The organism is Pseudomonas sp. RL, from assembly GCF_000647775.1.
Classification (GTDB): domain Bacteria; phylum Pseudomonadota; class Gammaproteobacteria; order Pseudomonadales; family Pseudomonadaceae; genus Serpens; species Serpens flexibilis.
This window is the reverse complement of the sequence record NZ_JBOY01000124.1, coordinates 1-22,136: the sequence shown is the minus strand read 5'-3', so window position 1 is coordinate 22,136 and position 22,136 is coordinate 1. Positions and strand designations below refer to the sequence as shown.

The 22,136-nt window shown below is 67.6% G+C and carries 19 protein-coding genes, 1 tRNA gene and 2 pseudogenes; 20 read left to right on the top strand and 2 right to left on the bottom strand.

Annotated elements, in window-relative coordinates; genetic code table 11:
* The 14 genes and pseudogenes from AS93_RS20875 to AS93_RS0116045 all read left to right on the top strand — a co-directional run.
* A pseudogene (locus tag AS93_RS20875) lies at positions 1-3,452 on the top strand (hypothetical protein); the annotation flags it as partial.
* 88 nt (positions 3,453-3,540) lie between these two features.
* Positions 3,541-3,945, top strand: coding sequence for a hypothetical protein (locus AS93_RS0116105; RefSeq protein WP_027591556.1), 405 nt, complete (start codon positions 3,541-3,543; stop codon positions 3,943-3,945).
* Positions 3,946-3,949: 4 nt separating this feature from the next.
* On the top strand, positions 3,950-5,572 hold the full coding sequence (locus tag AS93_RS0116100) for a hypothetical protein (protein WP_027591555.1): 1,623 nt from the start codon (positions 3,950-3,952) through the stop codon (positions 5,570-5,572).
* Positions 5,573-5,581: 9 nt separating this feature from the next.
* A complete protein-coding gene (locus AS93_RS0116095) occupies positions 5,582-5,896 on the top strand; it encodes a hypothetical protein (protein WP_027591554.1) in 315 nt (104 codons plus the stop codon).
* Entirely contained in the window at positions 5,893-7,455 is a 1,563-nt protein-coding gene (locus AS93_RS19995) for a tail fiber domain-containing protein (RefSeq protein ID WP_051587512.1), read from the top strand. Before AS93_RS0116095 ends, AS93_RS19995 begins: the two co-directional genes overlap by 4 nt.
* On the top strand, positions 7,455-7,880 hold the full coding sequence (locus AS93_RS0116085; protein WP_027591553.1) for a hypothetical protein: 426 nt from the start codon (positions 7,455-7,457) through the stop codon (positions 7,878-7,880). Before AS93_RS19995 ends, AS93_RS0116085 begins: the two co-directional genes overlap by 1 nt.
* Positions 7,881-7,961: 81 nt before the next feature.
* Complete coding sequence (locus tag AS93_RS19590) at positions 7,962-8,144, top strand: hypothetical protein (protein ID WP_155956166.1); 183 nt, start codon at positions 7,962-7,964, stop codon at positions 8,142-8,144.
* Entirely contained in the window at positions 8,141-8,563 is a 423-nt protein-coding gene (locus tag AS93_RS0116075; RefSeq protein WP_027591552.1) for a glycoside hydrolase family protein, read from the top strand. Before AS93_RS19590 ends, AS93_RS0116075 begins: the two co-directional genes overlap by 4 nt.
* Positions 8,563-8,907 (top strand): phage holin family protein, encoded by a 345-nt coding sequence (locus tag AS93_RS19585; protein ID WP_051587511.1) that lies wholly within the window; start codon positions 8,563-8,565, stop codon positions 8,905-8,907. Before AS93_RS0116075 ends, AS93_RS19585 begins: the two co-directional genes overlap by 1 nt.
* Positions 8,904-10,544, top strand: a complete 1,641-nt coding sequence (locus tag AS93_RS0116065; protein ID WP_027591551.1) for a hypothetical protein — start codon at positions 8,904-8,906, stop codon at positions 10,542-10,544. The genes AS93_RS19585 and AS93_RS0116065 overlap by 4 nt, the downstream gene beginning before the upstream one ends.
* Positions 10,541-11,746, top strand: coding sequence for a hypothetical protein (locus AS93_RS0116060; protein WP_027591550.1), 1,206 nt, complete (start codon positions 10,541-10,543; stop codon positions 11,744-11,746). The genes AS93_RS0116065 and AS93_RS0116060 overlap by 4 nt, the downstream gene beginning before the upstream one ends.
* Positions 11,746-12,033 (top strand): hypothetical protein, encoded by a 288-nt coding sequence (locus tag AS93_RS0116055; RefSeq protein ID WP_027591549.1) that lies wholly within the window; start codon positions 11,746-11,748, stop codon positions 12,031-12,033. The genes AS93_RS0116060 and AS93_RS0116055 overlap by 1 nt, the downstream gene beginning before the upstream one ends.
* Positions 12,034-12,036: 3 nt before the next feature.
* The gene (locus tag AS93_RS0116050; RefSeq protein WP_027591548.1) at positions 12,037-12,756 is read left to right on the top strand and encodes a hypothetical protein; all 720 of its coding nucleotides are present in this window, start codon (positions 12,037-12,039) and stop codon (positions 12,754-12,756) included.
* A 178-nt stretch (positions 12,757-12,934) separates the two neighbouring features.
* Positions 12,935-13,022: transfer RNA gene (locus AS93_RS0116045), tRNA-Ser, on the top strand.
* 101 nt (positions 13,023-13,123) lie between these two features.
* Here the strand turns inward: AS93_RS0116045 and AS93_RS0116040 are convergent.
* Both AS93_RS0116040 and AS93_RS0116035 read right to left on the bottom strand, forming a co-directional pair.
* Positions 13,124-15,631 carry a sulfite reductase flavoprotein subunit alpha gene (locus AS93_RS0116040; RefSeq protein WP_027591547.1) on the bottom strand — a complete coding sequence of 836 codons (2,508 nt, stop codon included), beginning with the start codon at positions 15,629-15,631 and terminating at the stop codon, positions 13,124-13,126.
* An 85-nt stretch (positions 15,632-15,716) separates the two neighbouring features.
* Positions 15,717-17,831 (bottom strand): TonB-dependent receptor, encoded by a 2,115-nt coding sequence (locus tag AS93_RS0116035; RefSeq protein ID WP_027591546.1) that lies wholly within the window; start codon positions 17,829-17,831, stop codon positions 15,717-15,719.
* 218 nt (positions 17,832-18,049) lie between these two features.
* On the opposite strand from AS93_RS0116035, the gene AS93_RS0116030 reads away from it, so the two are divergent.
* The 6 genes and pseudogenes from AS93_RS0116030 to AS93_RS20685 all read left to right on the top strand — a co-directional run.
* Positions 18,050-19,669 carry an FMN-binding glutamate synthase family protein gene (locus AS93_RS0116030; protein WP_027591545.1) on the top strand — a complete coding sequence of 540 codons (1,620 nt, stop codon included), beginning with the start codon at positions 18,050-18,052 and terminating at the stop codon, positions 19,667-19,669.
* A gap of 168 nt (positions 19,670-19,837) precedes the next feature.
* Positions 19,838-20,194, top strand: coding sequence for a metalloregulator ArsR/SmtB family transcription factor (locus tag AS93_RS0116025; protein WP_027591544.1), 357 nt, complete (start codon positions 19,838-19,840; stop codon positions 20,192-20,194).
* 15 nt (positions 20,195-20,209) lie between these two features.
* Positions 20,210-20,680 (top strand): arsenate reductase ArsC, encoded by a 471-nt coding sequence (locus AS93_RS0116020; RefSeq protein WP_027591543.1) that lies wholly within the window; start codon positions 20,210-20,212, stop codon positions 20,678-20,680.
* A gap of 21 nt (positions 20,681-20,701) precedes the next feature.
* Positions 20,702-21,415 carry an arsenical resistance protein ArsH gene (arsH, locus tag AS93_RS0116015; protein WP_027591542.1) on the top strand — a complete coding sequence of 238 codons (714 nt, stop codon included), beginning with the start codon at positions 20,702-20,704 and terminating at the stop codon, positions 21,413-21,415.
* 19 nt (positions 21,416-21,434) lie between these two features.
* Positions 21,435-21,932 carry a cyclin-dependent kinase inhibitor 3 family protein gene (locus tag AS93_RS0116010; protein WP_027591541.1) on the top strand — a complete coding sequence of 166 codons (498 nt, stop codon included), beginning with the start codon at positions 21,435-21,437 and terminating at the stop codon, positions 21,930-21,932.
* Between the two features lie 9 nt (positions 21,933-21,941).
* A pseudogene (locus tag AS93_RS20685) lies at positions 21,942-22,136 on the top strand (hypothetical protein); the annotation flags it as partial.

Below are 22,136 nucleotides of genomic sequence, written 5' to 3'. Positions count from 1 at the left end.
TGGACGACGCGGTGGACAAGCTGGGCACGCTGGCCGAGCTGCTGGACGCCTTTGCCGAGGACCTGCTCGAGCGCACCGCCGCCGTGCGCAAGACCCAGCCGATTGCCGAGAAGGCCGTGCAGCGCTGGCGACAGATGATGGCGGGCGAGCGGGACGGCAAGGGCCACTATTACCGCCGCCCGACCAAGGCCGAGGACGAGGCCCTGTACGGCGCGATGAACGCCATCGGCAAGATGAAGGTGGACGAGCGCACCCTCGACCAAGTGTTCAGCGAGTACCTGGGCCACCTGGGGGCGATCAAGCGCCTCGGCCAGGAGATTGCCCAGGCCCGCGACTTCCGCGAAATTGACGGTGGCGAGACGGAGGACGAAGCCATCATCGCCCGCAAGGTCGATGCGGCCCGCGACATGACCGCCAAGCAGCGGGCGCGGGCGGTGACGCAGGCCAGCCGCGGCGGCTTGCGCACCGACGTGCTGGCCGACGACCCGGACAGCGTGGATAGCCCACGTGGTGAGACGGCGTTCCTGCGCGAAATGCACCAGCGCGAGATTGTGGAGTACAACCCCTACGCCGCCGACCCGCTGCACGCCCTGAGCGACGAGGCATGGATGGATGCCGAGGACCTGGCGCAAGAGCAGGCCATCGCTGCGCTGCTGGCCGCCCGCGAGCAGGGCCGGCTGGCCCCGGCGATGGAGGGTGAGGACAACACCCGCGCCCGCGAGCTGACCGCCGAGGCGCGTGCCGACCATGAACAGCGCGGCCTGGCAGTGGCCCCGCTGTTCCGGCTGGCCTCCACGGCGCTGGGCAGCAAGCCGGCCAAGCCGATGTCCACAGACGAGGTGCAGGCGGTTGTCGAGCGCTTCCAGGCGACCTATAAGGGCCACCTACCACTGAACTTTCGGATCGCGGCGACTCAGGAGGAAGTGTATGGAAAACTCCCCGGAAAACCCGTCGTCAAAGGTGCCTACCACGCCACCGGAGGACGACGGCATACTGGAGCTACCCCGTCTTTACAGCCGGGTATGGCCGGACGGGTTGTCCTCGTCGCGGAAAACCTCGCGGATGAAGCTGACGTTCTGGAAACGCTGCGTCACGAAGTGCTTGGCCACTTTGGGCTTAACACGTTCACCCCGGAGGTAAAGCAAGCGATCCTCGCGGCGGTCCAGCAGTCGCGTAGCGTACCGGGAATGGCCGCCATCTGGCGGGACATCGACGTGCGTTATGCCGACCTGGACAACAGCTTCCGCGCCGAGGAAGTGTTCGCCTACATCGCTGAACAGGAGCGCACGGGCCTCGCCACCCTGTTCGATCGCATCGCCGCCCTGATCGCCCAGGGCCTGCGCAAGATCGGCCTGCTGCAGGGCCAGGTGACCCGCGCCGAGCTGGCCGTGCTGGTTCGCCAGATCGGCGCCGGCATCCGCGACGGCCACCGCCGGCAGCGCACCTTCCCAAAGACCGGCCTGGACCAGTTCCGCCGTGGCCTGCCGAGCGACGCCATGCTCAAGGCCCGTGCCAAGCAGTTCTGGAGCAAGGGCGTGGCCCCGGCGGCGGCACCGCTGTTCAGCATGGTTCACTCGCGCATCCACCGGCTGCACGCCGGCCTGGCCCGTGCCCTGTTCCAGCCGGCCGGCGCCGAGGCGTCGGTGCTGGGTCGCAGCTGGGAGCAGCGCAACCGGGCGCTCAAGGGCCGGCTGATGTCGCAGTTCGACCGCGCGCTGAGCGACATCCGCAAGGGCCGGCGCGGCAACAAAGCCAGCCTGGCGGTGCAGGCGGCCTTCGAGGATGCCTACAGTGGCAACCCGCAGACCGAGCAGGGCAAGCGTCTGCGCACGCTGGTGACCCAGCTGGTGGCCGAGGCCCGCAACGCCGGCCTGCGCTCGATCCGCCTGCCGGATGACTTTGCCCCGGTGGCCTTCGACCGCAAGGTGGTGTCCTTCCGCGCCGCCGAGTTCCACCAGATGCTGGCCAATGCCGGCATCGCCCCGGACGAGGCCCGCGAACTCTACAGCCGGATCGTCGACGGCCCGGGCGTGATCGAGGGGGCCTTCGCGCCGGGGATGCCGGTCGGGACCCATGCCACCACCCGCACGCTGGTGGAGAAGATCGGCCAGGAGAAGCTGCTGCAGGGTGGCTGGCTGCTGCGCCGTCACGACGCCGCGCTGATCCACTGGATCGACGGGGTGAGCAAGCGCGCGGCCTGGGAAGGCCTGTTCGGTGCCGAGGTCGCGGGCATCCACAACGAGGGTGGCGACATCGTGGCCAACTTCGACCCGAGCGCCAAGTACAAGGCCATGCTCGACGAGGTGCGCAAGACCCACGGTGAGCAGGCTGTCCAGGAGATCGGTGCGCTGGTCAACGGCGCGCTGGGCCGGCACCCGGCCGGGCAGTCCATGCCGGGCTGGTGGCGCAGCACTCAGGACTTCATCGTCGGCTGGACGGGGATGACCGTGCTGGCCTTCTCGGGCATCGCCTCGCTGCCGGAGCTGGTGATGCCGCTGCTGCGCGCCAATGGCCGGGTGGGCGTGGGCGCCATGCTGACCGACTACCAGTCGGCCAAGCGCTTTGCCCGTGACATGGGGGTGGTGCTGTCCGACGCCTCCGAGCAGGTCATGTGGCAGGCCACGGGGGACCAGTACCGCAGCCCGATGATCCAGAAGGCGCAGAGCCTGTTCTTCAAGCTCAACGGCAACGAGTTGATCGTCAAGACCTCGCGCATCCTGGCCACCGGCATCGCCATGCGTTACCTGCTGGCTGCGGCGGCGGACGGCGACAGCGGCTCGCTGGGCCGGCTGAACATCGACGCCGGGACCGTCCATGCGTGGGACCAGCTCGGTCGCCCGACCTGGAGCCCGGACCTGCCGGCCGAGCAGCAGGTGATCGCCGCGAAGGTCACCGACGCGGTGAACCAGTTCGTCAACGAAGCGACCCTCAACCCGAGCCGCTTCCAGGCCACGCACTGGGGCAACAACCCGTACTTGAAGATGATCTGGCACCTCAAGCACTTCCTCTACACCTACGGCGACACGATCCTGCTGGGCATGTGGCGGGAAATGCACCGGCGCTGGAAGAACCTGGACCCCAAGCAGTTCAGCCAGGCGGTGGCCATTGCCACGCCGGCGTTGCTGTTCGCCGCGCTGGTCATGCCGATGGCCGCCGCCGCGCTGGAGGCCCGCGACTGGGTGCGCCGGCTCAACGGCCAACGCGAGGCGAACTACGACGGGGCGTTCGATTACTTCTCGGCGGTGTTCGATCGTGCCGGCGGCCTCGGCCCGGTGGGCTTCCTCGCCCAGCTGCGGCAGCAGCAGGAGTGGGGGGCCAGCATCTTCGGCTCGCTGGGTCCGGTGCCGGGCAAGGTGGACATGCTGTTCGGCGCGGGTTCCTGGGAGACCAAGCTGCGGCAGTTGACCCCGATCTGGAGCCAGAACAAGACGCTGTTCGGAGCACTGGAATAGGTTAAAATATTTGACAGTGCCAAATTGTTTTTGGCGGCATCAATAGCCTGATCAATCCGCACGGTGGCGACCTCCTGAGGAAGCCACCATGTCGGGTTTTTCTGACTATCTCGAGAACCAGCTGATCAACGTGACCCTGCGTGGGTCCAGCTACACCGGCGGCGGTGTGTACATCGCCCTGTTCACCAGCGACCCCACTGACGGCGCCACCGGCTCGGAAGTGGTCGACAGCGGCTACACCCGCCAGCGCGCCCACCAGAGCGTGGCGTCCGATGGCTTCACCGCGCCCTCCAACGGCTCCAGCTCCAACACCCGCAACATCGTGTTCCCGGCGGTGGTGGACACGCAGATCACCGTGACGCACTGGGCGGTGTTTGACGCACAGACCGGCGGCAACATGCTGTACCACGCGCCGCTGACCAACCCCAAGACCCTCGACCCGTCGGACGTGCTGTCCTTCCCGACCGGCTCGCTCACCATCACCCTGAGCTAAGCCCATGCCGGTCCTGTTCGGACGCACGTTCTTTGGTGGCCCGCTCTCGGCCGGACGCTCCGTTCCGGCTGAGGGCACGGCTGCCTGTGCCGCGTCCGCCAGCGGCCGGATTCATCGTCATGCCCCGGTCTGGTCGGCCGACACCGGCGGGGGCTCGGCTGCCGGCGGTCGCTGCGAGCGGATCATCACCGCGCGCAGTCCGCGCATTGCACCCCAGGTCCTGATCCACGACGGGGCCAACAACGTGCGCAGTGCAGGCGGTCACGTCGAGGCGGCCTGCCCGCAGGGCACCGAAGTGGTGTCCATGACCCTGGTCCTGGACTTCCGGGTGCAGGACTACCGGCAGGCGACCTACTACTCGGCCAACTTCACCACCGCCGCTGCGCCGGTGGTCAGCTTCATCCTGCGCGAGACGCTGCCGCTGAGCGCTGTGGTGAGTGGCGAGGGCGTCAAGACGCACCGGCTGCGGCCCGCCGGCCGGGTGCTGGCCGAGGCCACGCTGGTGGGCGACGCCGACCTGTTCGCCCTGGCCGCGCCGCTGCGTTGCACCGCCTACGCCCAGCCTTTCGGCACCTGGTTCTACGTCAGCCGGGGCACTGCCCAGGGCCAGGCGACGCTGGCCGCCGAGGCGGTTCGTACCCGTCAGGTAGCGGGTGAGTCGCGTAACGGCTGGACCGATGCCGTCCCGGATGAGGGGCTGCCCAACGTCACGCTGGAGCTGGACTTCCGCTATGGCCTGTACCGGGTCTACGACCCGGAGGCCGCGCACATTGTCGAGCTGATCCGCGGCGATGCGCGCATCGACCCCTCGGGTCGCGGCGTGATCGAGCCTGCGGCTGTGCCGTTCGCCGAGCCGGCCCTGGCTCGGGGCGGCGCGACGGCCCGCGAGCTGGATGCGTCTGGCCGGGTGATGGTCGCGGCCCTGGCCAGCACCGGCGTGGTGCGCACGCACCCGGTCAGCCTGAGCGTCGGGCGTGGCCGCGCGGTCGCGCTACACGGCGAGCGTACCCGGCGCGGTCGTGGCCGTGCGCGTGGCTACAGCCAATGCGCCGGTGACGCGCAGCTGGTGGTCAAGGCCGAGGGCTTCGGTCGCCTTGGCGCCCTGGCGGATGTCACGGGAACCTGCCTGGCGATTGCCGGCGGGATCTCCTGGGCGCACACCCGGGGCGTGGCCGTGGGCACCGCCGGGGTGCGTTTCAACTCGACGGGCCAGGCCCAGGCCGTGGCGCGACCGCGCCTGCGCCGTCAGGTGCTGGACCTGTCGCCCCCCGCCGTGCAGGCCCGGGCGACGGTGGCCGGCGGTGCCTGGCGGATGCTGGTCCCGATTGCCCGTGGCGTGGCCCTGGCCCTGGTGCTGCGGGGCAAGGCCCGGATGATCCCGAGCGGCGCGGGAAGCGCCACGTGCCGGGGGCTGCCCGATGGCTGGCCGGTGTTCTGGCCCAAGGTCGAAGTCAGCGGTACGGCCGAGTGCCGCGCCCGGGTGTCCGGCTTCAACAACGTCAACAGCGCTGCCCGCGCCCCGGCCTCCCGCACCGTTGTGGTGGCCGCCGATGCGCGGGGCGTGGCTGTTCCCCGGCAGGACCGCCGCGTGACCGTTGGCCAGGCACTACGTGCCCTGGCCGCGTGAGGACCTGCCATGAACGTGTTTACCAAGCAGCCACGCGATGTCCTGGATTACGACGTGGACATGAGCGCCTGGTTCGCCGGCTCGGGCGACGACATCCAGCGCGTCGACGTGACCGTGCGCAGCGACATGGAGGATGCGCCGACGCTGACCGCCGGGCCGATCCCGCACCAGGCGGTGGTTCTGGAGGGCGACCAGCCGGTGCGCTTCAAGGTGTGGCTGGGCGGCGGCACGGATCGCGTTGACTACATCGTGAGCTGCCTGGTGGTGACCGAGGCGGATCGCCAGAAGGAAGTCGAGTTCAAGATCAAGGTGCGCGACCAATGAACCGAGCGAACTTCGTCCAATGCCAGCTGGCCGCGCCGCTGACCGCCAGTGGCGTCTACGCCGAGGTCACCGTGAAGGGTGGCTTCAAGCCGCCGGTGAACCAGCCGGGCCTGCTGGTGATCACCGACGTGCCGGGCAACCCCTCGGCCTTCGAGGTGATCAGCTACACCGGCGTGGGCGGTCCCAACAACGGGGTCTACCAGATCAACGGCCTGAGCCGTGGGCTGGAGGGCACCGCCGCCCGGGCCTGGGGCCGGGATGCCTATGTCTACCAGTCGCTGACGGTGGGCGACCTGAACAGCATCATCGCCTCGCGCGAGCCGGCCATCCCGGCGGGCACCAACGTCCAGTTCTGGCGCGGCGACAAGCAGTGGGCGGACCTGGCGGCGACGGTGCGCGCGGTTACCCTGGCCGGGCTGATCAATACCACCTCTGCCGTCATCGGGGTCACCGACACCATCCTCTCGGCCCTGGGCAAGCTGCAAGCGCAGATCAACGGGCTGGGCAGTGGCAAGCTGGACAAGGACGCCAACGCGGTGTCGGCCACTACGGCGAGCAAGCTCGCGTCTGCCCGCTCGCTGACCATCGGTGGCACCGCCAAGAATTTCGACGGCAGCACCAACCTGTCCTGGAGCCTCGCGGAAATCGGCGCGGCGGCGGGCGGCCACATCCACGCGGTGAATCAGGTGACGGGCTTGCAGGCCGCGCTGGACGCCAAGCAGAACGTCATCGGGTTTGTGCCCGTGCAGCAGGGCGGCGGTGCGGGGCAGGGGACCAACAAGGTCCATGTGGGCTGGGGAGCCGCCGGCTTGCTGCTGCAGGTGGATGCCACGGACTTCGGCAACGGCTGGCCGATCAGCATCAGCAAGAACGCGGCCACCGCCTCGAAGCTCGCGTCCGCCCGCTCGCTGACCATCGGCGGCACCGCCAAGAACTTCGACGGCAGCACCAACCTGTCCTGGAGCCTCGCGGAAATCGGTGCCGCGCCGGCCAACCACGCCCACGCCTATGTGCCGCTGGCCGGTGGCAACATGTCCGGGGCGCTGACCGCGCCGGGGTTCTTCTCCAGCAACTGGTTCCGCTCCACGGGCCAGACCGGCTGGTACAGCGAGACCTACGGCGGCGGCATCTATATGGTCGATGCCACCTGGGTGCGGGTCTACAACAACAAGGCGTTCTACGTTGGCAACGAGATCGTGGCCACCGGCAACATCACGGCCTACTACTCGGACGAGCGCTTGAAGGAGAACATCCGCGCCATTGACGATGCGCTGGGCACGGTGCTGTCCTGGCGAGGCGTGCGCTACAACGCCAACGCCCTGGCGGCCAGCTATGGCTATGACCGCGAGGTGCAGCAGGTCGGCCTGCTGGCCCAGGACGTGGAGAAGCGGGCGCCCGAGCTGGTGGCCCCGGCGCCTTTCGACATCGACGGCGAGACCGGCGGCTCGCTGAGCGGCGAGCACTACAAGACGCTGAAATACGAGCGGGCGGTGCCGTACCTGGTCGAGGCGATCCGCGTCCTCGAGCAGCGGCTGGCCGAGCTGGAGGATCGCGGCTGATGGCGACGCCTTCCAGCGGTGCGATTTCCCTGTACGACGTACTCATCGAGCAGGGGCTGAACGGGACCATCAGCCTGAACGATGCGGTGTGCCGCAACTACGCCGGCGCGCCGAGCGGGCAGATTTCCATGAGCCAGCTGCGGGGCAAGAGCAAGCTGGCATTGTGGGTGGCCTCGAATACAACGGGCTATGGAAGCCGGTTCATTACGCTGGGCCTGAGCGGCGTGGGCGGCGTTTCGTCCCACGGCTGGGTGAGCAACCCGAATGGCATTTCTGCGACGCAAACGTCGGCCACCAGCTTCACTTTCGGTAATGCGTCCACGGCGGTCAGCAAGACCGGCACGTACCGCTTCACCGTGACCCGGGGCACCGAGAGCCTTTCCATCGACGTTGGGGTCAGCGTGCCCAAGACCGGCAGCAAGTAATTCGTCCCGGCCGGGACGTTGGGTTAAAATTAAGCAGAGTCAAACAACTGCGCAGGCGGCGCCCCTATGGGAGGTGCCGCCATGCCGGCCATCGTAAAAATCCTGCTCAAGCTGTTCGGCTCCCGCCTGCTCCAGGAAGTGGTCCTGGTGGGTCTGGAGGAAGCCGCCAAGCGCTCCAGCAACAGCGTCGACGATCAGATCGTGGCCGTCGTGCGCAACGCCTTCGACAACCGCGTCAACCCGTTCGAGGGGATCACCAAGTGAACCTCGAGCGCCTGTATGCGCGCTTGACGCTGGACGAGGCCAAGCGCCACAAACCCTACCGCTGCTCGGCGGGCAAGCTGACCATCGGGGTGGGTCGCAATCTGGATGATCGCGGCCTGACCGACAGTGAAATCCAGCTGCTGCTCGAGAACGATGTGGTCCTCGCCACCGCCGATGCCCGCCGGCTGTTCTACCAGTTCGACGACCTGGACGATGTACGCCAGGAAGTGCTGGTGAACATGGCGTTCAACCTGGGCTACGAGCGACTGGCCGGCTTCAAGAAGCTGCGCGCCATGATCCGCGCCCGTAACTTCCCCGGCGCCGCCCGTGAAATGCTCGACTCGAAGTGGGCGCGTGAGGATGTCGGGCCGCGCGCCGAGCGTCTGGCGCAGGCCATGCGCACGGGGGTGGCCCCCTGATGGAAGCCGGCGAACTCCTGAACCGTTTCCTCAACCTGCTCGACGCCATCGGCCTGGGCTGGGTCTGGCTGCTGGCCTTCGCCGCCTGGGGCGGCACGGCCAGTTACCTGGCCCGCATTCGCAAGAGCCAGGTGCCGTTCCGTGTCGCCGAGCTGCTGGGCGAGTGGGCCATTTCGGGGTTCGCCGGCATTCTGGCCGGCTACCTGTGCCTGGCGGCGGGCTTCGACCAGTACCTGACCCTGGCCGTGGCGGGCGTCAGCGGGCACATGGGCGGGCGCTTCATCACCCTGATCGAGGACTTGATCGCCGGCGAGATTCGTCGCCGCTTCGGGGGTGGCAAGTGAAGATCGACCTGATGCAGTTTGGCGGCCTGGCCCCGAAGATCGAGCCGCGCCGGCTGGCCGATCACCTGGCCACCGAGGCCGTGAACGTGGGCTTCGAGTCCGGCGCCCTGGCGCCGGTCAACATCGGCCACATTGAGTCCTTCGAGTTCCCGTTCCGCTCCACTACCATGCGCAGCATCATCCGTCCGGGTGCCACCGGCACGCGGCTGGGCTTCACCTATCCGGTGACCGGCGAGGCCTTCGCATCGCTGCTGGCCCCGAGCGATGCCTGGGCGCGGGTGTACTTCTCGGCCGAGGATGGCCCGCGCTTCTCGGCGCTGAGCAACTACACCGAGGGCGGCTTTACCCTTGATCCGGTCAGCTACCCGCTGGGGATCAAGGCGCCGATGCTCCAGCCGGTGGTGGGCCAGGCGGTGTACACCGCGTCGGGCGGAGTAAGCGCCGACCTGGTGCGCGTGGCCTACGTGACCACCTTCGTCGACAAGTACGGCCACGAGAGTGCGCCCAGCCCGCCGTCCGTGCAGGTGCAGATCCCGACCAACCTGACCTTCTCGACCGCGCTGACCTTCCCGGGCGAGGTGCCGACCGCGGCCAACCTGGACGGGGCCAAGCGCTACATCTATCGGGCCGCCTTCGATGGCTCCACCTCGGCCTGGCAGTGGGTCGGCGAGGTGCCCATCGCCATGGCCAGCTGGTCCGACACCGTGCCATTCGGCGACGAGGCCGAGGAACTGGTCAGCACCGACTGGGTGCCGCCGCCACTGGGGCTGAAAGCCATGACCCCGCTGGCCGCCGGCTTCGTGGCCGGGTTCCATGGCCACTACCTGTGCTACAGCGAGCCGTACCTGCCGCACGCCTGGCCGGAGAAGTACCGCTACCCGCTCAAGTACCCGGTGGTCGGCCTGAAAAACACCCAGACCGGGCTGCTGATCGCCACCACTGGCAAGCCCTACTGGGCGTTTGGCGCCGACCCGGCCTCGGCGGTGCCGGTCGAGCTGGACGCCTACTACCCCTGCCTGTCGGCCGCGAGCATGGTGGACATGGGGGGCTACATCATTTATGCGTCCCAGGACGGCCTCGTTGCCGTCTCCGGGCAGGAGACCCGTGTCGTCAGCGGCGAGCTGGTGGACCGTTTCACCTGGCTGCGCGACTTCAACCCGGCGCAGATCGTGGCCTTCATCTATGAGGGCCTGTACGTGTTCGGCTTCGGCGAGAGCTGGTGGGCCTTCGAGCCGGGCGCCGGGAACCTGGTCAAGCTGGACACCGCCGTGCTGCCGGTGCCGCCCAACCAGCTGCGCCAGGCCTACTACGACACGCCGCGCGACACCACGGTGCTGGTGGCCATCAGCGGCCGCTGCTACGACGTGGTGTCCAAGCCGGGCAACCGCTTCCAGTGGCGCTCGCGGGTGTTCGAGACGGCGCCGACTTCCTTCGCCTGCGTTCAGGTGCTGGCCACCGCGTACCCGGTGACGCTGCGGGTCACCGCCGACAACCAGACCCACGAGTACCAGGTGGTGGGCGAGGGCGTGCAGCGGCTGGTCGGCGGCTTCCGGGCCAGTCGCTGGGCGCTCGAACTGGAAGGCCAGGGCCGCGTCACCCGCGCGGTTATCGCCCTGTCGCCGAGTGATGTGCGATGAGCAAGAAGATCGCCTCGATCCCGGAGCCGCCGAAGAACGCCGACCCGTCGCTGCGCAGCTTCCTGGCCGCTGTGAAGGAGGCGCTGGAGGTTCGCCTGGGCCGGCGCGGCGATCCGCTGGAGGAAGCCATCACCAAGCGCGAGCTGGTGGACAGCGGCATTGCCCGGCTGCGCCCCGGCCAGCGCGGTGACCTGCTGCCGACCATCATCGAGCCGCCGGGGGCGAGCACCGTGCCGCCGCCGCTGCTCGGGGTGCGGGCCATCGGCGTGCATGGCGGCATCACCCTGACGTTCGAGTCGCCGGCGCAGCAGTATGGTGTCCACGCCTACGTGGAAATCTGGCGCAGCGACGAGCCCGATCCCGAGACCCGGGTGCTGCTGGATGCCTCGCGGGGCAACAGCTACTTCGACCGGGTGCCCGACGCCGAGGCCAAGACCTACTACTACTGGCTGCGTTCGGTGAGCGAGTACGGCCGGCAGGGCGGGTTCAGCGAAATGCTCACCGCCACCAAGCCGGCCGACACCCGGGCGGTGCTGGAGAGCATCGGCGGGATGCTCGACGAGTCGGCGCTGAACGAGGCCTTCCGGGCCGACTTCGACGGCATGAAGAACGCCATCGCGTCCCACGACCAGCGGCTGTCCCAGCAGGGCACCACCATCCTCCAGCAGACGGCGATCCTGGAGGGACTGTCGGCCAGTTGGATGCTGACCATGAACGTCAACGGCTACGTGTCCGGGGTGGCCAGCCACAACGATGGCAAGCGGGCGGACTTCGCCATCCTGGCCGACAACTTCTGGATCGCCACGCCCACCGGCGGAAAGATCAAGGCGTTCGCCACGGTCGGCAACACGGCGTACCTGGACTCGGCGGTGATCCGCGACGGTTCGATCCAGGAGGGCAAGCTTGGCTCGATCAGCTTCGGCAAGCTGCGCGATGCCTATGGCAACCCGGTGGTCACCGTGGGCGGCAAGCTGCGCGCCGACATGATCGACGTGACCACCCTGCAGGTGACCGACGCCAACATCGCCGGGGTCCTCAAGTCCAACGCCGCCGGCAGCAACGGCCAGCCGCGCTGGGTGCTGGACAAGAACGGCGGGCTGGCCTTCAACAGCTCGACCGCCAATGGCCGCGTAGAGATTGGCGATTTCGGCATCCGCATGTGGTATCCCAACGGGCAGCTGATGCTGCGGCTGGGGGGCTGATGGCCTCGGCGTTCGAGCTGTACGACCGCCGCGGGCGGCTGATCATGGACGGCACGGGGCGCTACGGGCGGATCATCGAGGTGTTCAACCCGTTCTCTTTCGGCGTGCCCAGTGCGCGCGACTACCCCAAGGTGGACCCCGGCAGCCTGAACGTCATGGTGACCCAGGGCAACCGGCGGGTGCTGACGGTTCAGCGGGTCGGCACGCGGGTCTCCTGGGACTATGCCGACGACGTGGATTGGCCAGAGCTTACGGGCAGCGCCCGGATCATCGTGTTCATGGGGTGACGGATGTTCGAGCTGTTCAACGAACGGGGCTACAAGGTGGTGGGGGCCGACTACGCCAACCTGTGCTTCTACGGCAAGGGGCGGGTGGACGTGCCGGCGGAAGGCATCCCGACCCCGATGGCCCCGGGTGGCACCCTGAACTTCTACCGCAGCAGCCACCCCCTGATCGAGCAGGGCGGCCACCTGTACCTGGCCGGCATGACGGTGTACGACAGCGGCGGGCGCCTGCGCAACTACCGTTCCACGGCGGGGACTGCCGGCTGGGTGGAATACTGGTCGTTCGGCCCGGTCTCCGAGGGGGACAGTCCGTTCGAGTTGCGGACCCCGGACGGCCGGCTGATGTTCAACGCGGCGCGCCCCTTCCTGCGGGTGCTGGGCCAGGTCAGCGTGACCAGCGACAACATCAACTATCACGGCAGCTACAAGACCTGGGAAATCCTGCCGTTCACGGCGCCCATGCCCTTCAAGGGAGATCACCTGGCGTTCGCCATCGGCAACGCCTGGCTGTACCAGGTGAGCGGGCAGATTCAACTCAACCCGAAGGCCACGGCCGGCATCATGCGGCGCATCACCCGGGCGATGCACATTTCGGGCGGCCTCTGCCAGTTCTCGGGACGCAACTTCCACCCGTACCCGAACGTGTACAGCGCCTACTACAAGCGCTACTCGTCGAACGCCGGGGCGCCGATGACGATGCTGGTGGCGGATGTGTCGGGGCTGTGAGCCCTGCATTTTCGTACCACTTTTTGTACCAATCGCGGGTTATTTTGGGGTGTTTGAGGTGGGGGCATGATCGTAAGTTGTTGTTTTTACGCGACTCTTTGCGACACAAACACCCCTGGTTAATCGTGTTGCGATCCGGTACTATTGCCGCCCGCGCCAGACGGCGCGGTTTCTTTTCGGAAGTGTGGCCGAGTGGTTTAAGGCAGCGGTCTTGAAAACCGCCGACGGGCAACCGTCCCAGAGTTCGAATCTCTGCGCTTCCGCCATCTGATTCGCTGAAAGCCCCGCACTGCGGGGCTTTTGCGTTTTCGAGCACTGTATATCCGAGCCAGCCCATGCTGCGCCGGCGCGGAAGGCCGCCCGGCCTTCAATACACATCGCGCCGGTAGCGCCCGGCCTCGACCAGCGCCCGCACGGCTTCGGCGCCCAGCAGCTCGTGCAGCGTGGCGTCGACCCCCGCAGCCATGCCGTCCAGGCTGCCGCAGACATACAGCGCCGCACCTTCGGCCAGCCAGTCGCGCAGGCGATCCTGCCGTCGGCGCAGCAGATCCTGGACGTAGAACTTGTCCGGCTGATCGCGGGAGAAGGCCAGGTCCAGGCACTGCAGATCGCCGCATTCCAGCGCCGCCTGCAGTTCCGATGCACAGTGGAAGTCGTGGGTGCGCTGGCGCTCGCCGAACAGCAACCAGTTGCGCCGCTGCCCGGCCAGGATGCGTGCGCGCAGCAGGGCGCGCAGGCCGGACAGGCCGGTACCGTTGCCGATCAGGATCAGTGGGCGGTCATCCGCCGGAAGGTGGAACGCGCTGTTGCGGCGTATCCGACCCAGCAGTTGCTCACCCTCGGCCAAGTGAGCGGTCAGCCAGCCGGAGCAGAGGCCCAGGTCGTCGCCGGCGTGCCGCACCTGGCGGACGAACAGCTCCAGCACCCCATCGGCCGGGATGGAGGCGATGGAGTACTCGCGGCTGGCGAGCGGCAACAGGCTGTCGACCAGTGCCTGTCCGTGCAGGCCGACCCGGTGGGCGAACGTTTCCGGCAGTTGCCGGGTGCTCAGTGCCTCGGCCAGGCGGACCGGCTGCCCGTCGAGCTCGACGGGCTCGTCGGCGTCGCCTCCGTGGCGCTGCAACCAGGCCACGACCCTGGCCTGCGCATGACGTGGACGGATCTCGAGGATGTCCCCGGCTCGCCAATCGCTCGGGCCATTCGACGTCAGGGTAAGCCGGAAGACCGGACCGCCCTGGCTGCCAGGATTCAGAAGCTGGCGCCGCTGGAGGGTCCAGCCGGTCCAGCGGTGGTCATGCCAGGCGGGAACTGGCGTGCCGGTCAGCTCGCTCAACTGGTGTTGCCAGTGCCGCAGGGCGCTCGAGTCCTGGTCGTCGACCTCCACGGACTCGAACAGGCGTCTGCCGCCCTGGCGCTCCAGCCAGGCGTCGACGCGGCGGGCGAAGGCGCAGAACTGCGCGTAATGCCGGTCGCCCAGGGCCAGCACCGCATAAGCGAGCCGATCCAGCGGCAGGGTGGCTCCCAACAATCGGCGCTCGAAGCCTCGGGCGTTGTCCGGCGCTTCGCCGTCGCCGAAGGTGCTGAGCACGAACAGGGCGCGAGGGTGCCGGAGCAGGCTTGCCGCGTCGAGGCGCGCCAGGGGTTCGACGCGCACTGCCAGGCCGGCGGCCTGCAACTGGCTGGCGCTCTGCCAGGCAAGCTGTTCGGCGAAGCCGCTCTGGCTGGCGTAGCCGATCAGCCAGCCATCCCCGGGCGCAGCAGTTGGCGTGCTGCGGGCCGCCCGCGCGGCGCGGCGCTTGCGACGGCGATCCAGGTAGAGCAGCCAGCCAGTGACCAGGAAGAGCGGCATGAGCGCGCTGGCCAGCAGCATGAGAACTTTGCCCGGCAGGCCGAAGTACTCGCCCGAGTGCAGCGCGTAGACGCTGGTGAGTAGGCGGGCCTTGAGCGTCTTGTCGGCATAGCGTTCGTGGCGGACGATCTCGCCGCTGCGTGGATCGAGCTGCAACAGGTTGAAGGCACGGACGTGCTCGGCGTCGCGCAGGATGTAGAAGACTGTTGCCGGCTGGCCTGCCGCTGCGGGCAGGCGCAGGTTCCAGGCGATCAGCTGCGGGCCCGTCGCCTGCCGTATGCCCTGCCAGAGGGCGGCGTAGTCCGGGGTTGCCGGTGCATCGGCCGCTGGCTGGCGGGCTTGCGCGGCCGACGGCGGGTCGGCGAGCAGCGCGGTAAGCCCCGCGCGATACCAGTCGTATGACCAGTACAACCCCGTCAGGCTGGCGCACAGATAGAACGGCAGGACCCAGGTCCCGGCGACCGCGTGCAGGTCCCAGTGGAAGCCGCGTCCGGTCTTGCGCCAGTCGAGGCTCAGCCAGGTCTGCCAGTGGCCGGCCTGGCGCGGCCAGCGCAGATACAGCCCGGACAGACACAGGAAGACCAGCATCAGGGTGCTGGCCGCGGTGATCTGCTTGCCGGTCTCGCCCATGGCCAGCCAGCGGTGCAGCTGCAACACCACCTGGAAGAATTCCTGGCCGCGCGGGGTGCCCAGCACCTGCCCGTTGGCGGGGTCGAACAGGATGCGCGCGCCACGCCGCTCGCCGGGAGGCGGCGCCAGGTAGGCGGTGGCGGGCCCTGCATGGCGGTCGTCGATGCGCAGATCCACGACCCGTTCGCCACTGCTCGATTCGAGCCGGGCAATCAGTTCGCCGAGCTCGAGCCGCTGCGCTTCGGCCGTTGCGAGCTGTCCATGGCCGCTGTTGAGCAGGCGGAGGATTTCGCCCTCGAAGCTGTATAGGGCGCCCGTCACGCCCATGACGGCCAGCACCAGGCCGGCGCTAATGCCGAAGAGCCAGTGCAGCTGGAAGAGGGTTTTCTTGAACACGAGGGTACATCCATGGGGTATCGGAATTCCTGCGGAGCCGATGCCGCCGGCGAGCGCTGGCAGCATCCGCTCCGCGGAGAGCGCCTTAGAAGTCGAGCTGGTAGCCCAGGGTGAAGGTGCGCCCGCGCCCGGCGAAGTACTGATCGTCCCGGGTGCTGGCAGCCTGGGCGTAGTAGGTCATGTAATCGCGGTCGAGCAGGTTCTCGACCCCCAGGCTGACCTCGCCGACCGGCAGACGGTAGCCGAGCGAGGCATCCACCAGGCTGTAGCCGTCGAAGTGCAGGCCGGGGGTGTCGAAGCTGCGGCTGGCGTAGTGGTTGGCCTGCAGGCGGCTGTTCAGCCGGTCGGTCCAGCGGGCCTGCCAGCTCAGCCCGAGGCGGTCCGGCGCGATGTTGGCGCCGTCCAGGTCGGTGTCGACCTTGCCGTCGCCGTCGGTGTCGGATTCACCGGTGAGCCAGGCATAACTGGCCTGCAGGCGGTGCGCGTCGCTGACCTGCCAGCCAGCGGTGGCCTCGACGCCGGCGATCTCGGTGCGCTCGCGGCGCACCTGGAATACCCCGCCGACCCGCTCGAGCCGCGAACCCAGGTCCGAGTCGGACTCGAAATAGCTGATCTCGAAGTCGACCGCCTGGCCGCTCAGGCGCAGGCCGACCTCGCGGTTGTCGGTGACCACCGGCTGCAGGTCGAGGAAGCTGTCGACCCGCTGACCGGGCTGGCTGATGCCGCGCAGCACGCGACCGACATCGGGCATGCCGAAACCTTCCGAGTAGTTGGCGAACAGTTGCGCCCACTCGTTGACCTGGAACACCACCCCGGCGTTGTAGAGGGTTTCCTCGAAGTCGGGCTTGCCGCCTTCGACGCTCACGCCGGCGGGCGGGTTGTTGGAGGCGAGGGTGCGGAAGCTGTCGACCTTCAGTTCGGCGAATTCGTGGCGCACGCCACCGTGCAGGGTCAGGCGGTCGGTGGCGCGCAGTTCGGCCTGGGCGAACGGGGCCACATTGCGGAACACGGTTTCCGGTACCCATTCGCGGTCGGTGGCGATCAGCATCTGGCGCGTGGTGTCCTGCAGGACGTCGATGCCGCCGGTGAGCTTGAGGTGCCCGTGGAACAGGCCGTCGCGACTGAGGCTGAGCTTGCCGCCGAACTTGTCCGACTCGTTCTGTGACTGATCGAACAGCGTTCCGACCGGGGCGATGGCGGCATCCTGGAAGCTGCCCAGGGCCCCGCCGCCGTAGCGAGCGCGAAAGCGCTGGCCGAACAACTGGGCGGTAAGCAGATTGCCGGCCAGGTCGGCATCGGTGTAGGTCAGCGCGCCGGCCAGCACATCGTTCTGCGGCGCCTTGCCCAGTGGTTGGCCCTTGCGCGAGGTGGCCGGGAGATCGGCGGCGCGGTCGCCTGGCACGTTGACGTAGTCGTGCTCGCCTTCGAGCTGGAAGCGGTTGACCATCAGCTCCAGGTTGCGGTCGGAGTCGAACCAGTAGCCGAGCTTCGCCAGCAGGTCGGTGCTGGTGGAATCCATGATGTCGCCCTGGGTGTCATCGACGCCGATCAGCCGGTTGTTGGCGTCGTAGTGCATGCCGCGGCTCTGTCCGCTGATGGCGGCCAGGTAGTCCCAGTCGCCCTGGTTGCCTTCGATGCGGTAGTCGAGCTTGTATCCCATGCCTGCGCCGGCGAAGTCGTCGGCGGCTTCCAGGCTGACGCCGGCATGCTGCTTGAGGGTGCCGCCCTTGGGCCGGCGGGTGACGTAGTTGATGATCCCGCCGGTGGCGCCCAGGCCGTGTTCGGCGCTGGCGCCGTGGATCACCTCGATGCGCTCGACCATCGACAGGTCAAGGGTATAGCCATCGCGCCCGCCGGCCCGCAGGGGCGTGGATTGCGGTACGCCGTCGATCATGATCAGCGCTGCCCGGCCCCGGAAGGTTTCGCCCGCGTTGCTCAGCTTCTGCCGGCTGGGCGAATAGGAGGGGATCAGATTGCTCAGCACCTGGCCATGGTCCGAGGTGATCGCCAGCTGTTCCTCGATCTGTGCCCGGGTGATGACGGTGATCTTCTGGGGTGTCTTGCCGACGGCGCTCTTGCCGCGAGTGGCGTTGATGGTGAGGGTGTCGAGTTCGAGCGTTTCCGCGGCGATGACCGTTGCGCAGGGTACGGTCATGAACGCCAGGGAAATGCAGACGCAGAGGCGGGTTTTGCGGAACACGTGAAAGCTCCAGGTGGTTTTTTATTGAGGCACAGCGGGAACCGAGGGGGCCGGCCGAGCACCGGCAAGAGGCGGAGAGAATGCTAAAGGGCTGTCGCAAGGCAATCAATAGTAAGCATTATCATTTAGATTAAGTTTGACTGTTTCCGGTGCCATCAAGCCATCCGTGCGCCCCGCTGGTAGACTCCCGCGATTCGTCCGCAGTCCCGGGAGGGGAGATGAACCTGTCGTTGCTCAGCCGCTACGCCTTCTTCGCTGGTTGTGTGCTGGTCACCCTGGTGTGCCTGCCGCTGCTGCCCGGCCAGGCCTGGCTATGGCCGCTGGCACTGCTGGCGGGGGCGCTGAGCCTGCTGGGCCTGCACGATCTGCTGCAGACCCGCCACGCGGTTCTGCGCAACTACCCGGTGCTGGGCCACATCCGCTACCTGGTGGAAAGTATTCGTCCGGAGATCCGCCAGTACCTGCTGGAAGGCGACGCCGAGCAACTGCCGTTCTCCCGCTCGCAGCGCTCGCTGGTGTACGCGCGGGCCAAGAATGAGCCCGCTGACCGACCGTTCGGCACCCAGAGCGATGTCTACCAGACCGGCTTCGAGTTCATCAGCCATTCCATGCTGCCGGCAGCGCACGGCAACCCCGACGATTTCCGCGTCATCATCGGTGGCCCGCAGTGCCGGCAGCCGTACTCGGCCTCGGTGTTCAACATCTCGGCGATGAGCTTCGGCTCGCTCAGCGCCAACGCCATCCGCGCGCTGAACAAGGGCGCACGGCTGGGCAACTTCGCCCACGACACCGGCGAAGGCAGCATCAGCCCGTACCACCGCGAGCATGGCGGCGACCTGATCTGGGAGCTGGGCAGCGGCTACTTCGGCTGCCGCACCGAGGACGGCGCATTCGATCCGCAGCGCTTCGCCGCCCAGGCGCAGCAACCGCAGGTGCGGATGATCGAGATCAAGCTCAGCCAGGGCGCCAAGCCCGGCCACGGCGGCATCCTGCCGCAGCACAAGATCACTGCGGAGATCGCCGCCGTGCGCGGCATTCCGCGCGACCGCGACTGTGTCTCGCCGGCCCGTCACAGCGCCTTCGGCACACCCATCGAACTGCTGCAGTTCATCGCCCGGCTGCGCGAGCTGTCCGGCGGCAAGCCGGTCGGCTTCAAGTTCTGCCTGGGGCACCCCTGGGAATTCATGGCCATCGCCAAGGCCATGGTGGTGACCGGCATCCTCCCCGACTTCATCGTCGTGGACGGCAAGGAAGGCGGCACTGGCGCGGCGCCGCTGGAGTTCAGCAACCACATCGGCGTGCCGCTGCGCGAGGGACTGCTGTTCGTGCACAACACCCTGGTCGGCCTGAACCTGCGCGACAAGATCCGCATCGGCGCCAGCGGCAAGATCATCAGCGCCTTCGACATTGCCTCCGTACTGGCCATCGGCGCCGACTGGGCGAACTCCGCGCGTGGCTTCATGTTCGCCATCGGCTGCATCCAGTCGCAGAGCTGCCACACCAACAAGTGCCCGACCGGCGTCGCCACCCAGGACCCGCTGCGCCAGCGCGCCCTGGTGGTGCCGGACAAGGCCCAGCGGGTGTTCAACTACCACCGCAACACCCTCAAGGCGCTGGCGGAGATGCTCGCCGCCGCCGGCCTCAGCCACCCATCCGAGTTGGAGCCGCGCTTCCTGGTACGCCGGCTGTCGGCCACCGAGATCCAGCTCTACTCGCAGATGCACGTCTACCTCAAGCCCGGCGAGCTGCTGGACGGCACGGTGCAGGGCGAGTTCTACCGGCGCATGTGGGCAATGGCCCAGGCCGACAGCTTCGCCCCGGCGACCGTGGAGGCCTGAAGGTAGGGGCGCCCTAGGTGCCGGCGCTCGAAGGCTTTACTTCATATATGGCGGATAATATATTCGCCAAAACGAATTAACAGCCGAGCCTCACGATGAGCAGTAAGACCAGAGGCACGAGCGCATCAAGATGTTCGTGCTGGTGAAGAACAAACGCTGAGGATTGCCATGGTCGAGCACCTGACCCCCGCCACGGTTTTCAAATCCCTGGCCGACGAAACCCGCGCGCGCATGACCCTGCTGATCGCCCGCGAGGGTGAGCTGTGCGTCTGCGAACTGACCACGGCACTGGAAGAAAGCCAGCCGAAGATCTCCCGTCATCTCGCGCTGCTGCGCAGCAGCGGTGTGCTGGAGGATCGCCGTCAGGGCCAGTGGGTGTATTACCGCCTGCACCCCGATCTGCCGGACTGGGTGCATGAGATGCTCAGCACCATCCTGGCGGCCAACAAACACTGGCTGCGGCCGAATGCCGAGCGCCTGGAGGGCATGCGCAACCGCCCCGAGCGCAGCAGCGCCTGCGCCTGACGCATGAGTAGTCCCATGAAAATTCTGTTCCTGTGCACGGCCAACAGTTGCCGCAGCATTCTCTCCGAAGCCCTGTTCAACCACCTGGCCCCGGCTAGCGTGCGCGCTTACAGCGCCGGCAGTGAGCCGAAGGGATTCGTCCATCCACTCACCCTTGAGGCTCTGGGGCGAGCGGGCGTGGCCTGCGACGGCCTGTTCAGCAAGCCCATCGAGGCGCACGCCGAGCTGCAACCCGACGTTGTCATCACCGTCTGCGACAAGGCGGCCGGCGAGGCCTGTCCGGTGTTTTTCGGCCCGGCGCTGCGTGCTCACTGGGGGCTGGAGGACCCGTCCGAGGTCAGCGGTTCGGACGTCGAGAGCGCAGCGGCGTTCGACGCCACGGTCGGCCGGATCAAGAGCCGTATCCAGGCCTTTCTCGCCTTGCCGTTCGACCAGTTGAATGCCGATACCCTGAAGGCCGAACTGACCCGTATCGGCAGCCTGTAATCCTTTGCCCGGATAGACGCCATGCACGACGATCTGCCCAACATCGACCCCACGCTCCTGGACCTGCCCAGCCACGAGCGGCTCGGCCTGCCGGATGCCGCAGGCCATAAGCCACGTATCCTGCTGCTCTACGGCTCCTGCCGCGAGCGTTCCTACAGCCGCCTATTGGCTGAGGAGGCGGCTCGACTGTTGCGACGCTTAGGTGCCGAGACCTGCATTTTTGACCCGTCCGGCCTGCCGCTGCCCGATGATGCCCCGGAAGATCATCCCAAGGTGCGTGAGCTGCGCGAGCGAGTGCTTTGGTCCGAAGGCATGGTCTGGTGCTCGCCAGAGCGCCACGGCGCCATGAGCGCAGTGTTCAAGGCGCAGATCGATTGGATCCCGCTGAGCATGGGCGCAGTCCGCCCGACCCAGGGCAAGACCCTGGCGCTGATGCAGGTCTGTGGCGGGTCGCAGTCGTTCAATGCGGTCAATCAGATGCGCGTGCTCGGTCGTTGGATGCGCATGGTGACCATCCCCAACCAGTCCTCCGTGCCCAAGGCGTTTCTGGAGTTCGACGAGGCCGGGCGCATGAAGCCGTCGCCCTATTACGACCGGGTGGTCGATGTGATGGAGGAACTGTTCAAGTTCACTCTGCTGGTGCGTGATCGCGCCGACTATCTGGTGGATCGCTATTCCGAACGCAAGGAGTCGGCAGAAGAGCTGTCCCGGCGCGTCAATCTGCGCAGCATCTGAATCCCAAAGGAAACTCACTGTGTCCCATCCCTACGACATTCTCAACGTTCCTGGCTGCTCCGGCCGATTGATCTTCACCCCCTGCCCGGGTAGCAAGGACACCAGCGTGGCTGAGGCCCTGGATACCCTGCGGGCCGCCGGCGCCGAGGCAGTGATCACCCTGATGCCGAGTGGCGAGCTGGGGCAGCACCAGGCCGCCGGCCTGCCAGCGCTGTGCGCCGAGCGCAACCTGCAGTGGTTTCACCTGCCGGTGGCAGACGAGCAGGTACCACGGGCCGACTTCGATGCCGCCTGGGAGCAGACGCGCGAGCGCATGCAGGCCTTGCTTGGCCAAGGCGGCACCCTCGCGATCCATTGCAAGGGTGGCTCTGGGCGCACCGGTTTGATCGCGGCGCGCTTGCTGGTGGATCGCGGCCTGCCGCGTGACCAGGCGGTGGCGATGATCCAGACCTTGCGGCCCAAGGCTATTCAGCATCCGGCGCATGTCGCCTGGCTCGCGCAGTACGACTGCAAATAATTCCTCCCCGTGACCAACACCCAGAGCCTGCTCGACCAGCCCCACAAGGACCTACGCCGCGCTGATGAGCCTGATCCCGACCACCACCGGCTCGGCCACCGCCATCGCCGAGACCTTCCCGGGACTGCGCGGCAAGCTGAACGGCCACGGGGTGCTGGCGCTGGTCTGGCTGGCCAGCCTGGTGCTGCTGAAGAAGGACCTCGG

Excerpts from the sequence above, each read along its gene's own strand:
- AS93_RS19585 (WP_051587511.1), top strand. The coding sequence starts at position 8,563 with ATGGAAGCCGGCGAACTCCTGAACCGTTTCCTCAACCTGCTCGACGCC.
- AS93_RS0116105 (WP_027591556.1), top strand. The coding sequence starts at position 3,541 with ATGTCGGGTTTTTCTGACTATCTCGAGAACCAGCTGATCAACGTGACC.
- AS93_RS0116055 (WP_027591549.1), top strand. The coding sequence starts at position 11,746 with ATGGCCTCGGCGTTCGAGCTGTACGACCGCCGCGGGCGGCTGATCATG.
- AS93_RS0116030 (WP_027591545.1), top strand. The coding sequence starts at position 18,050 with ATGAACCTGTCGTTGCTCAGCCGCTACGCCTTCTTCGCTGGTTGTGTG.
- AS93_RS0116060 (WP_027591550.1), top strand. The coding sequence starts at position 10,541 with ATGAGCAAGAAGATCGCCTCGATCCCGGAGCCGCCGAAGAACGCCGAC.
- AS93_RS0116085 (WP_027591553.1), top strand. The coding sequence starts at position 7,455 with ATGGCGACGCCTTCCAGCGGTGCGATTTCCCTGTACGACGTACTCATC.
- AS93_RS0116100 (WP_027591555.1), top strand. The coding sequence starts at position 3,950 with ATGCCGGTCCTGTTCGGACGCACGTTCTTTGGTGGCCCGCTCTCGGCC.
- AS93_RS0116025 (WP_027591544.1), top strand. The coding sequence starts at position 19,838 with ATGGTCGAGCACCTGACCCCCGCCACGGTTTTCAAATCCCTGGCCGAC.
- AS93_RS0116095 (WP_027591554.1), top strand. The coding sequence starts at position 5,582 with ATGAACGTGTTTACCAAGCAGCCACGCGATGTCCTGGATTACGACGTG.
- AS93_RS0116020 (WP_027591543.1), top strand. The coding sequence starts at position 20,210 with ATGAAAATTCTGTTCCTGTGCACGGCCAACAGTTGCCGCAGCATTCTC.
- arsH (WP_027591542.1), top strand. The coding sequence starts at position 20,702 with ATGCACGACGATCTGCCCAACATCGACCCCACGCTCCTGGACCTGCCC.
- AS93_RS19995 (WP_051587512.1), top strand. The coding sequence starts at position 5,893 with ATGAACCGAGCGAACTTCGTCCAATGCCAGCTGGCCGCGCCGCTGACC.
- AS93_RS19590 (WP_155956166.1), top strand. The coding sequence starts at position 7,962 with ATGCCGGCCATCGTAAAAATCCTGCTCAAGCTGTTCGGCTCCCGCCTG.
- AS93_RS0116050 (WP_027591548.1), top strand. The coding sequence starts at position 12,037 with ATGTTCGAGCTGTTCAACGAACGGGGCTACAAGGTGGTGGGGGCCGAC.